This is a genomic window from Maridesulfovibrio salinus (assembly GCF_055394525.1).
In genome coordinates, this window is sequence record NZ_AP042461.1 from 3,866,485 (window position 1) to 3,878,733 (window position 12,249).

Here is a 12,249-nt window from a genome sequence, read left to right on the forward strand (position 1 = left end):
TGAGAACCTCCCGAACACTATGGGGTCCGGGAGGTATATTGCTTTTTCAGCCTAGCTGTCAAGCAAAAAACAAGATTAATATTAAAATTAGTCTAATTTTTATTGATCAGCTCTTCGGCGATGGAAGCGGGAACAGGCTCGTAGTGGTCGAACTGCATGGTGAAAGTAGCACGTCCCTGAGTCTTGGAGCGAAGGTCGGTTGCATAACCGAACATTTCGCTAAGAGGAACATCACACTTGATAACCTGCGCGTTAGCGCGGGAATCCATGCTGCCGATACGACCACGACGACCGTTAAGGTCGCCCATGACGTCTCCGAGGTACTCTTCAGGAGTAACAACTTCAACAGCCATGATAGGCTCGAGCAACTGCGGAGCAGCTTTTTTAACTGCATCTTTCAGCGCCATAGAACCAGCGATGTAGAAAGCCTGCTCGGAGGAGTCAACATCGTGGTAGGAACCGAAAGTAAGTGTTGCCTTAATATCCACGAGCGGGAAGCCGGCGATAACGCCGTTTTTCATTGCATCGTGAATACCACGGTCAACTGCGGGGATGTATTCCTTGGGAATTACGCCACCCTTAATTTCATCTTTGAATTCGTATTCGCTTTCTTTGTTCGGCTCGATGGTAACCACAACGTGACCATACTGACCGCGACCACCAGACTGCTTGGCATATTTGAGATCAGACTCGACTGCCTTGGTGATGGTTTCGCGATAGGCAACGCGAGGTGCGCCGACATTAGCGTTAACGTTGAACTCGCGGAGCAGGCGGTCGACGATAACTTCAAGGTGAAGTTCGCCCATGCCTGAGATCAAAGTCTGACCAGTTTCTTCATCGCCCTTTACGCGGAAAGAGGGGTCCTCTTTTGCGAGCTTGGCAAGACCCTGGCTGAGCAGATCGCGGTCAGCTTTGGTCTTGGGTTCGATCGCAACCTCGATAACCGGTTCAGGAATATCGAGAGACTCGAGTACAACGGCATTTTTCATTTCACAAAGAGTGTCACCGGTGGCCATGTTTTTAAGGCCGACAGCAGCAACGATGTCCCCTGCGTATGCTTCCTTGATTTCTTCACGCTTGTTAGCATGCATCTTCAGAAGACGACCGATACGCTCTTTCTTGCCGGTAGCACCGTTGATGAAAGTAGCACCGGACTCGATCTTACCGCAGTAGAGACGCAGGAAGGTAAGATGTCCTACAAAGGGGTCGGTCATAAGCTTGAAAGAAAGAGCTGCGAGAGGCAGATCGTCATCACAGGGGCAAGGAATTTCCTTTTCGGTGTGAGGATCGATACCTACGATAGCCTTAACATCAAGCGGGGAAGGCAGATAATCAACAACTGCGTCAAGCAGAGGCTGAACACCTTTGTTCTTGAATGCGGTACCGCAAAGAACAGGGCAGATGGTCAGGTTGATAGTTGCTGCGCGGATCCCTTTAATAATTTCTTCGGGGGTGAGTTCTTCACCGCCGAGATATTTATCGAGAAGTTCTTCGTCTTCTTCAGCAATGGCTTCGATAAGCTCAAGACGCATGGCTTCATACTGATCCATCATATCAGCAGGGATTTCCTCAATAGAGTAATCCTTGCCCATAACGTCAGTATAGATAAAAGCCTTACCGGTAATGAGGTCTACTGCACCCTGATATTCATCTTCAGCTCCGATGGGAATCTGGAGAGGAACGGCCTTGGCGCCGAGACGGTCCTTGAGCATTTCAACGCAACGGAAGAAGTCTGCGCCGATACGGTCCATCTTGTTGACGAAAGCCATACGGGGAACTTTGTATCTGTCTGCCTGGCGCCATACGGTTTCAGACTGAGGCTCAACACCTGCTACTGCATCAAATACAGCAACAGCACCATCAAGAACACGCAAAGCGCGCTCGACTTCCATGGTAAAGTCAACGTGGCCGGGGGTGTCGATGATATTGATGCGGTGATCTTTCCACATACAGGTGGTAGCAGCACTGGTAATGGTGATACCACGCTCCTGTTCCTGAACCATCCAGTCCATGGTAGCTTCGCCGTCATGAACCTCACCGATCTTATGAGAAACACCAGTATAGAACAGAATGCGCTCTGTAGTGGTAGTCTTACCCGCATCAATGTGGGCCATGATACCAATGTTGCGCTGTTTATCTCTTGCAACCTTTCTAGGCACTTTGAACTCCGATTACCAACGGTAGTGAGCAAAAGCCTTGTTGGCTTCGGCCATACGATGGACGTCTTCCTTTTTCTTCACAGCTCCGCCACGCTTGTTGTAAGCATCGAGGAACTCACCGCTAAGACGAGCAACCATGCCCTTCTCTCCTCTGGAACGTGCGTAGTTGATCAGCCATCTGATCGCCAGGGAAACCTGACGGTCGGGGCGGACTTCAACGGGCACCTGATAAGTTGCACCACCTACACGGCGGGACTTAACTTCCACATGAGGCTTAACGTTTTCCACTGCCTTTTCAAAAGCCTTGATGGGATCTTCCTGGGTTTTGTCACCGAGGAATTCAAGAGCTTGGTAGAATATATTTTCAGACACACTCTTCTTACCATCGTACATGAGTCTATTCATGAACTTGGTTGCAAGCTGAGAGCCGTATACCGGATCTGGAAGAATCTGTCTTTTGGGTACCGGACCTTTACGAGGCATATTGGTATACTCCTTGGAATTTAATGCTATTTAGGACGCTTTGCGCCGTACTTGGAACGACCCTGGCGACGATCTGCAACACCGGCGGTGTCGAGGGAGCCGCGAACAATGTGGTAACGAACACCGGGCAAGTCTTTTACACGACCGCCGCGGATGAGTACCACGGAGTGTTCCTGAAGGTTATGACCCTCACCACCGATGTATGCAGTTACTTCGATAGCATTGGTCAGACGCACACGAGCGACCTTACGCAGTGCGGAGTTAGGCTTTTTAGGGGTGGTGGTGTACACGCGAGTGCACACGCCACGGCGCTGGGGGCAAGCCTGAAGCGCAGGAGTCTTCTTACGCTTGAGCTGCTTTTCACGCCCTTTTCTTATAAGCTGATTGATGGTTGGCATGAACCCTCCAAATTTTATTTTATTGCAAAGACCGACGCAGTTAGACCAAAAATTTCCGTTTTGTCAAGTACAAATTGGATACATTCTGGTCACACTTGCGGATCAGGCTGCAACTACCTGCCCGCAAAATGCTGTCTGCGTTATTGCGCTGCACTATCCTTCGTTAACTAGCAGCGGTTCTTCTTCAAGTTCCTCAAGGAACTTATCAGCACGTTCAGGCTGGTCGGGAACGACAATATCTGTCCGTGCATATTTACGGAAACCGGTACCTGCCGGTATCAGACGTCCAACGATAACGTTTTCTTTCAAGCCGCGCAGATAGTCCTTCTTGCCGCACAGAGAAGACTCGGTAAGAACCTTAGTCGTCTCCTGGAATGATGCTGCCGAAATGAAGGAGGCGGTTGAAAGTGAGGCCTGAGTAATACCCAGCACATGAGTCTGGGCAGTAGCGGGCTTAAGCCCGTTGGCAACGGCATCCTGGTTGGTTTCCATAAACCGCTGTTTGTCCACCTGCTCACCCACCAGAAAATGGGTTTCACCAGGATCAACAACGCTGACCTTCTTGAGCATCTGGCGGACAATAACTTCGATGTGCTTATCGTTAATTCCAACACCCTGGAAACGGTAAACATCCTGAATTTCTTCCACGAGGAAACGTGCGAGGTATTTCTCGCCTTTAACCTTGAGGATATCATGCAGTTCGGGCAGACCTTCAGTCATCAGGTCGCCGGCTTCGACAAAGTCGCCTTCCTGAGCTGTGATATGGCGGCCCTTAGGCACGAGATATTCTTTGGATTCACCAATTTCAGGGGTAACAATAATTTTGCGCTTGCCTTTGGATTCGGGTCCATAGGAGACCACACCATCTATCTCCGAAATGATTCCAAGTTCCTTGGGTTTGCGCACTTCAAACAGCTCCGCAACTCTCGGCAGACCACCAACAATGTCCTTGGTCTTTGAGGTTTCGCGGAGTTTACGCGCGATAATGTCACCAGCATTAACGACATTACCGTCTTTAACCATCAGAATCGCACCTACGGGCAGTGAGTAAACCGCCTTGAGAGTGGAGCCGGGACGAACCAGAGGTTCACCGTCTTCACCGCAGATGGAGAGTGAAGGTTTAAAGTTGGTAGTACGGTATTCAGTAATTGTGTAGGTAGCCTGTCCTGTGGCTTCGTCAATACGTTCCTGATAGGTCTTACCTTCAACCATATCGGTGAATTTAACCGTACCTGTTACTTCTGTGATGAAGGGCTCAGAGAGCGGATCCCACTCGGCCAGCATAGTTCCCTGTGTGATCTGCTGCCCTTCTTCAACGTAAAGTTTTGCACCAAGGGGAAGAACATATTTTTCACGTTCTCTACCCTGCTCGTCAACAATACCGACCTGACAGCTTTTACCCAGAACCATCTGGTGGCCATCAACGTTACGGACCGAGCGCATGCGGTTCAGAACAACGGAACCGTTATGCTGTGCTTCAAAAGATGACTGCTGAATTTCACGGCTCGCGGTACCACCAATATGGAAGGTACGCATTGTGAGCTGTGTTCCCGGTTCACCAATTGACTGGGCAGCGATAATTCCGACGGTTTCACCAACGTTGACCAGATGCCCGCGGGCAAGGTCGCGACCATAGCACATAGCGCAAACACCATGCTTGGAGCGGCAGGTCAGGGGCGAACGGACAGTCATGGAGTTGATACCGTTTTCGTCAATAATCTTAGCGCCCTGTTCATCGATAATTGAGTCTGCGGGGATAAGAATTTCGCCGGTATCTTCCTTGACAACATCGTAAATGGTTACGCGGCCAAGAACCTTCTCAGACAGACGTTCCTTGATCTCCCCACCCTTGATATAGTGAGTGAGTTCAAGACCATCAACAGTGCGGCAATCGTGTTCGGATACAGTTACATCCTGAACAACATCAACCAGACGACGAGTCAGGTAACCGGAGTTTGCAGTCTTGAGCGCGGTATCCGCGAGACCCTTACGAGCACCGTGAGTTGAAATAAAGTACTGGAGAACCGAAAGTCCTTCACGGAAGGAAGAAGTAATCGGAGTCTCGATAATTTCACCCGACGGTTTCGCCATCAGACCACGCATACCTGCGAGCTGACGCATCTGGTCCTGGTTACCACGAGCCCCGGAGTGAGCCATCATGAAGACCGGGTTAAAGCTGGAGTTGGTCACCTGCTTGCCTGTCTTGGGATCCGTCATGATGTCGGTAGACATTTCATGAGTCATCTCAGAGGAGACATCGTTGGTGACTTTAGTCCAGACGTCGACAACTTTGTTGTACTTCTCAGTACGGGTAATGATACCCTCGCGGTACTGAGCCTCAATATCTTCGACTTCTGCGTAAGCAGCATCAAGGAGACCAGCCTTTTTAGCCGGAATGGTCAGGTCCTTAACACCGATAGTTACAGCAGCACGGGTTGCATGCTCATAGCCGAGGTCTTTGAGACGGTCGCAAAGAATGACAGTCGCTTTACTGCCGGATGTGCGGTAAGCGTTTGATACCAGCTTGGCAATATTCTTCTTGGTCATCACCACGTTGGCATTCTCAAATCCCATTCCTTCAGGAAGAAGCTCACCAACGAGAATACGTCCCGGGGTGGTTTCTACCAGCTCTCCGTCGACCTTGACTTTGATGCGTGCGTGCATGCTGACCACTTCGGAATCAAGCGCGGTAATAACTTCCCAGGGAGCTGTGAAAACCATGCCCTCGCCTGTGGAAAAGGAACGCTCAACGGTCAGATAGTAAAGCCCGAGCACGATGTCCTGAGAGGGGTTGATGATGGGCTGTCCGTTAGCCGGGGACAGGATATTGTTTGAAGACATCATCAAAACACGACACTCAACCTGTGCTTCCACAGAAAGAGGAACGTGAACCGCCATCTGGTCACCGTCAAAGTCAGCGTTGTAGGCGGAGCATACCAGCGGGTGAAGCTGAATTGCCTTACCTTCAACCAGAGTCGGCTCGAAAGACTGGATACCGAGTCTATGCAGAGTAGGAGCTCGGTTCAGCATAATGGGGTACTCACGGACAACATCATCGAGAATATCCCATACAACCAGGTCCTCACGCTCGACCATTTTCTTCGCGCTCTTGATTGTTGTGGCAATATCCCTGCGCTCAAGCTCAGCGTAAATGAAAGGCTTGAACAGCTCCAGAGCCATCTTCTTGGGAAGACCGCACTGGTGCAGTTTCAACTTGGGACCAACAACAATAACAGAACGACCAGAGTAGTCGACACGTTTACCAAGAAGGTTCTGACGGAAACGGCCCTGCTTACCCTTGATCATATCAGACAGGGACTTGAGAGGACGACCGTTAGTACCGGTAATGGCACGGCCACGGCGGCCGTTGTCGAAGAGTGCGTCAACGGATTCCTGCAGCATGCGCTTTTCGTTGCGGATGATGATGTCAGGAGCACCGAGCTCAATAAGACGCTTGAGGCGGTTGTTTCTGTTGATTACACGACGGTAAAGATCGTTAAGGTCAGACGTTGCAAAACGTCCGCCATCAAGAGGAACAAGGGGACGCAGCTCGGGCGGAATTACAGGGATAACATCCATGATCATCCACTGGCAATCGTTTCCAGACTCAAGGAAAGCTTCAACGATCTTAAGTCGTTTGGTGAGCTTTTTCTTCTTGGTCTGGCTGCGTGTGGTCAATGACTCTTCACGCAGTTCATGCCTGAGCGCCGGCATATCAATCTGCGCCAGCAGTCCTTTGATGGTTTCCGCACCCATACCAACTTCAATGGCTTCTTCGCCATAGTGGTCGATCACCTGAAAATACTGGTCTTCTGAAATGATCTGGTACTGCTTGAGCGGAGTTTCACCCGGATTGAGCACAATATAAGAATCAAAGTACAGAACCTTCTCCAGGTCGGCCATGGTGATATCCAGCAGGGTACCGATCTTGGAAGGAAGGGTTTTCAGGAACCAGATATGGGCCACAGGAGCTGCGAGCTCAATGTGTCCCATGCGTTCACGTCTTACTTTGGATGCGATAACTTCAACACCGCATTTCTCACAAACAATGCCGCGGTGCTTCATACGTTTGTATTTACCGCAGTTGCACTCATAATCCTTTACAGGCCCGAAAATTTTAGCACAGAAAAGACCGTCTCTTTCCGGCTTGAAGGTCCTGTAGTTGATTGTCTCGGGCTTCTTGACTTCGCCGAAAGACCACTCACGGATCTTCTCGGGAGAAGCAATGGAAATCTGAATACCTTTGAGGCCGCGTCCTGCGAGGCCTGCACCGGATGTTCTACGCATAGTGAACAGTTCGTCCAGACTCATTAATGTACCCCTTACATGAAAAGGTTTATCAAGTCGCGGGGTCTTTTTAGACCCCGCGTTCATATTTATTTTTTCTTGTCGGCAGCTTCGTCGCTTTCATCCTGAAGCAGGTTAACATCGAGGCCGAGGGACATAAGCTCCTTGACCAGGACGTTGAATGATTCAGGCAGGCCGGATTCAAGGAAGTTATCTCCCTTGACTATTTTCTCGTACATCTTGACACGACCGGTCACGTCATCAGACTTGACGGTGAGGAATTCCTGCAGCAGGTACGCTGCGCCGTAGGCCTCAAGAGCCCAGACTTCCATCTCACCGAGACGCTGACCACCGAACTGAGCTTTACCACCGAGAGGCTGCTGGGTAACCAGCGAGTAAGGACCGGTGGAGCGGGCATGGATCTTCTCATCAACAAGGTGGTGCAGTTTGAGGATGTACATGACACCAACTGTTACCCTGTTGTGGAAAGGATCACCGGTACGCCCATCGTAAAGGGTTACTTTACCATCATCGGGTACACCAGTCTTTTCAACGAGATCCCAGATTTCCTTTTCAGTCGCTCCGTCAAAAACAGGTGTTTTGGTGACTATACCTTCACGGGCTTTATTGACAGCGAGTCTGAATTCTTCATCATCAAGAGAATCAACCAGCTCATATACATCCTCGGATTCAAAAGTATTCTTGATCTCCTGGCGGATGACATTAAGGGCTTCGCCGTTATCGAGCATGGTCGCAAACTTCTGACCGAGAGCAAGGGCCCCCCATCCGAGGTGAGTTTCCATAATCTGCCCGATGTTCATACGAGAAGGCACACCGAGAGGGTTCAGCACGATATCCATGGGAGTTCCGTTATCAAAGAACGGCATGTCCTGCTCTGGAAGAATGCAGGAAACAACACCCTTGTTACCATGGCGTCCAGCCATTTTGTCACCCACGGAAAGCTTACGCTTAACCGCGATGTAGACCTTGACCATCTTGATGACGCCCGGGGGCAGATCATCCCCTTCGGTAACCTTTTCGCGTTTTACATCGTAAATGCCTTTGATGATGCGAATCTGCTTATCATATTCTGCAAGAAGCTGTTTAACGGCTTCATTGGTTTCTTTATCTGCAAACAGACCGCCCAGCTTCTTAAGGGGAACTTCAGAAAGGATTTCCTCAGTGAGGATGTGCCCGGCTTCAGCCAGAACTTCGCCTTTTCTACGTCCCATAAGGGTTGTTGCAATCTGTTTATTGAGTGCAACATCAGCAATCTTGGTTCTTACTTTGGCGGTAAGAGATTCGATGTGCTTGCCTTCCTTCATATCATGTTTGGCAAGCTCGAAATCTTCGATTGCTCGGGTGCGGTCATCCTTTTCACCGGAACGACGGTTGAAAACCTTGACGTCTACAACGGTTCCCTCGATTCCCGGTGGAACCTTCAGGGATGTGTTTTTAACATCACGGGCCTTGTCACCGAAAATAGCTCTAAGCAGCTTTTCTTCAGGCGTCAGCTGGGTCTCACCTTTAGGAGTGATCTTACCTACGAGAATATCATCGGGAGCAATACGTGCTCCGAGGCGAATGATACCGCATTCATCGAGGTTGCGAAGCATATCTTCGCTGACGTTCGGAATATCGCGGGTAACTTCTTCGGGCCCGAGCTTGGTATCACGAGCGACGAGTTCAAACTCCTCAATGTGTACAGATGTGAAAACATCTTCCTTCACAACACGTTCGGAAATGAGGATGGAGTCCTCAAAGTTGTATCCGCACCAGGGCATAAAGGCCACAAGCAGGTTTTTACCAAGTGCAAGTTCGCCGTCCTTGATACCGGGACCGTCAGCAAGAACATCGCCTTTTTTGACACGGGTACCGATAGGCAGTCGCGGACGCTGTCCATAACATGAGTTCTGGTTGGACTTATGCCATTTCTGCAGCTCGTAATGTTTAGTTCCGCCGGTATCAGGGTAGATATCCCCGTCATAGCGGACGACAAGACGCTCTGCATCAACGTAATCTATATATCCATCCGCTTCAGCAAGGACGCAGCTACCGGAATCCTGGGCAACATTGGCCTCCATTCCGGTACCTACCAAGGGCTGAGCGGTTTTGAGAAGAGGAACAGCCTGACGCTGCATGTTCGATCCCATGAGCGCGCGGTTAGCATCGTCATGCTCAAGGAAAGGGATCAGGGCAGCAGAAACAGAAACAGTCTGGGAAGGACTGATATCCATCAGCGTGACATCTTCACGCGGCTGCATGGCAACATCTCCATTGAGACGAGAGGTAACCATCTGGTTAACAAAGGTACCATTTTCGTCAATAGGAGCGTTAGCCTGAGCGACGATATGCCCGACTTCACGGGTAGCGTCGTAGTAAAGGATCTCATCAGTCATGGTAGAATCTTTGATTGTCCGGTAAGGACTCTCAATGAAACCGAAATCGTTGACCTTGGAATAAGTGGTCAGGGACACGATGAGACCGATGTTCGGTCCTTCAGGAGTTTCAATAGGACAAATACGTCCGTAGTGGGAAACATGAACATCTCGCACTTCGAAGCCGGCGCGTTCGCGTGTAAGACCACCGGGTCCAAGCGCTGACAGTCTGCGCTTATGAGTAACCTCGGAAAGAGGGTTGGTCTGGTCCATGAACTGTGAAAGCTGCGAAGTTCCGAAGAATTCCTTAAGAACAGCTGCGACAGGTTTGGGGTTGATCAGATCATGGGGCATGAGAGTCGCGACTTCCTGGAGGCTCATGCGCTCCTTGATAGCTCTTTCCATACGCACGAGACCGATACGGTACTGGTTCTCGACCAGCTCTCCCACAGGACGTACACGTCTGTTACCGAGGTTATCGATATCATCAGCCGGACCATGGCTGTCCTTCAGTTTGCAGAGAACTTTAACTGCAGTAAGAATATCTTCGTTAGTAAGAGTTCTGAGCTCTAGAGGTGTATCGATGCTAAGACGAGCGTTCAGCTTGTAACGTCCAACGCTCGAAAGGTCATAGTAGTCAGAGCTGCGAAACAGGTTCTCAAAAAAGCTGGAAGCAATCTCAGCTGTGGGAGGAGAACTGGGGCGCAGACGACGGTAGATTTCAATCTGAGCTGATTCTACATCAGTCGATTTATCGAGCATCAGGGAATCACGCAAAGCAGAGGAAACATCAGCACCTCTGGTATGCAGAACCTTAACATCCTTAATGCCCACTTCCATGATGCGCTCGAAGATTTCCTCGGTAATCTCGTCAGCTGCTTCAGCGATAACCTCTCCGGTATCCGGATCGGTAATATCATTGTATGCAAACTGGCCGACAAGAGACTTGGGATCTACTTCAATATATTCAACGCCACCGCGAATCAGTTTTTTCCAACCGAACTTGGTTACCGGCTTATCGCGTGGAACAATGATTTTGCCATCTTCAAGGCAGAGGTCAACCCATGCATTTTCCTTACGGAACTGGTTTTCCACTACCTTGCGGCGGACAATATGACGATCAATAGAATACTCTTCAGCGTCATAGTAGTAGTCCAGGATATCCTGCTTGGAAAGTCCCATGGCTTTAAGCAGAACAGTCGCAGGCATTTTGCGGCGGCGGTCGATGCGTACATAAAGGATATCTTTATGATCGAAATCAAAGTCAAGCCAGGAACCGCGCATGGGAATGATGCGGCAGCTATACAAAACCTTTCGGCTGGTATGTGTTTTACCAGAATCATGCTCGAAGATGATTCCCGGAGAACGCTGAAGCTGGTTGACGATAACGCGTTCGGTACCATTAATAATGAAAGTTCCCTGCTCACTCATGAGAGGAACAGTACCGAAATAGATATCCTGCTCTTTGATGTCGCGAATTGTTCTGCTTTCAGTCTCTTCGTCTACATCGAAAACCACGAGGCGGACTTTGATACGGATAGGCGCTTCATAAGTGAGGCCTTTGGAGATACACTCGTCCATATCATACTTAGGCTCACCTATGTCGTAGCTGACGTATTCGAGACTGGCAGTTTTGTTAAAGTCTTCTATCGGAAAAACCGAACGGAAAACACCCTCAAGGCCTACATCGGCCCTGCTTGCAGGTGCGACACCGTCCTGAAGGAATTTCTTAAAAGAATCCACCTGCAGTTCAAGCAGATGGGGAATCGGCAATGTGACTTTGATCTTTCCAAATATTTTTCTGAGCTGACCCATCGTATCCTCAATCAAGTGAGAAGGTTAGGGTTGGAATGAAGCAATTTGACGAACATCAACCAATTAAGATTTAATTATAAGTCAAAAAGTACAAGATAAACAGAGGGCGGCAGAACAATCTTGCCTATTGGGAGAAATTTTTAGGTTATTTTGAGAGCGCTAAAAATCCGGCTGCGCCTTTTCCGAATCTTCTCAAAATAATTGATCAGGCAATTTTGTCAATCTTTTTAACAGCGAGAAGAGCGCAACCCCGTTTTACCGGGGTTTGCGCTCCTCTTGCATTAGCGGTAATTTCGCTTCAATTACTTCATTTCAGCGTCAGCACCGGCTTCAGTGAGCTGCTTGAGAGCATCTTCAGCTTCAGCTTTCTCTACGCCTTCTTTGATAGCTGCAGGAGCTTCGTCAACTTTAGCCTTTGCTTCTTTCAGGCCGAGACCGGTCAGAGCGCGAACTGCTTTGATAACAGCAATCTTGTTGCCGCCTGCACCCTTGAGGATGACGTCGAATTCAGTCTGCTCTTCAGCAGCACCAGCTTCTCCGCCTGCTGCGGGAGCTGCTGCTACAGCTGCTACGGGAGCTGCTGCGGATACGCCGAATTTCTCTTCCAGTTCTTTAATGAACTCGGAGAGTTCGAGAACGGTCATGTTGGAAATAAACTCTACAACCTGATCTTTGGTGATATCTGCCATGGAAATTTCCTCCTGGGAATTCTTTGAATTGCCTTGACTT

Annotated in this window: 6 protein-coding genes; all 6 read right to left on the reverse strand. The window is 49.5% G+C overall.

The genetic code is table 11. From position 1 onward, the window contains the following. Positions 1-92: 92 nt before the first annotated feature. The gene (gene fusA / locus ACZ5PW_RS17825) at positions 93-2,114 is read right to left on the reverse strand and encodes an elongation factor G (RefSeq protein WP_464560451.1); all 2,022 of its coding nucleotides are present in this window, start codon (positions 2,112-2,114) and stop codon (positions 93-95) included. Between the two features lie 57 nt (positions 2,115-2,171). Further along, a complete protein-coding gene (gene rpsG / locus ACZ5PW_RS17830) occupies positions 2,172-2,642 on the reverse strand; it encodes a 30S ribosomal protein S7 (protein ID WP_464556210.1) in 471 nt (156 codons plus the stop codon). Between the two features lie 26 nt (positions 2,643-2,668). Beyond that, entirely contained in the window at positions 2,669-3,040 is a 372-nt protein-coding gene (gene rpsL, locus ACZ5PW_RS17835; RefSeq protein ID WP_015851063.1) for a 30S ribosomal protein S12, read from the reverse strand. A 153-nt stretch (positions 3,041-3,193) separates the two neighbouring features. Continuing rightward, positions 3,194-7,351: a DNA-directed RNA polymerase subunit beta' gene (rpoC, locus tag ACZ5PW_RS17840; protein WP_464556213.1), complete on the reverse strand. Its 4,158-nt coding sequence runs from the start codon at positions 7,349-7,351 to the stop codon at positions 3,194-3,196. Between the two features lie 65 nt (positions 7,352-7,416). Beyond that, positions 7,417-11,520, reverse strand: a complete 4,104-nt coding sequence (gene rpoB / locus ACZ5PW_RS17845; protein ID WP_464556216.1) for a DNA-directed RNA polymerase subunit beta — start codon at positions 11,518-11,520, stop codon at positions 7,417-7,419. Positions 11,521-11,822: 302 nt separating this feature from the next. Next, positions 11,823-12,209 carry a 50S ribosomal protein L7/L12 gene (gene rplL, locus ACZ5PW_RS17850; protein ID WP_464556219.1) on the reverse strand — a complete coding sequence of 129 codons (387 nt, stop codon included), beginning with the start codon at positions 12,207-12,209 and terminating at the stop codon, positions 11,823-11,825. Positions 12,210-12,249: the final 40 nt, after the last annotated feature.

What these genes read in the sequence shown, in the direction of transcription:
- rpsL (WP_015851063.1), bottom strand. Translation starts at nt 3,040, where the DNA reads ATGCCAACCATCAATCAGCTTATAAGAAAAGGGCGTGAAAAGCAGCTC.
- rplL (WP_464556219.1), bottom strand. Translation starts at nt 12,209, where the DNA reads ATGGCAGATATCACCAAAGATCAGGTTGTAGAGTTTATTTCCAACATG.
- rpoC (WP_464556213.1), bottom strand. Translation starts at nt 7,351, where the DNA reads ATGAGTCTGGACGAACTGTTCACTATGCGTAGAACATCCGGTGCAGGC.
- rpsG (WP_464556210.1), bottom strand. Translation starts at nt 2,642, where the DNA reads ATGCCTCGTAAAGGTCCGGTACCCAAAAGACAGATTCTTCCAGATCCG.
- rpoB (WP_464556216.1), bottom strand. Translation starts at nt 11,520, where the DNA reads ATGGGTCAGCTCAGAAAAATATTTGGAAAGATCAAAGTCACATTGCCG.
- fusA (WP_464560451.1), bottom strand. Translation starts at nt 2,114, where the DNA reads ATGGCCCACATTGATGCGGGTAAGACTACCACTACAGAGCGCATTCTG.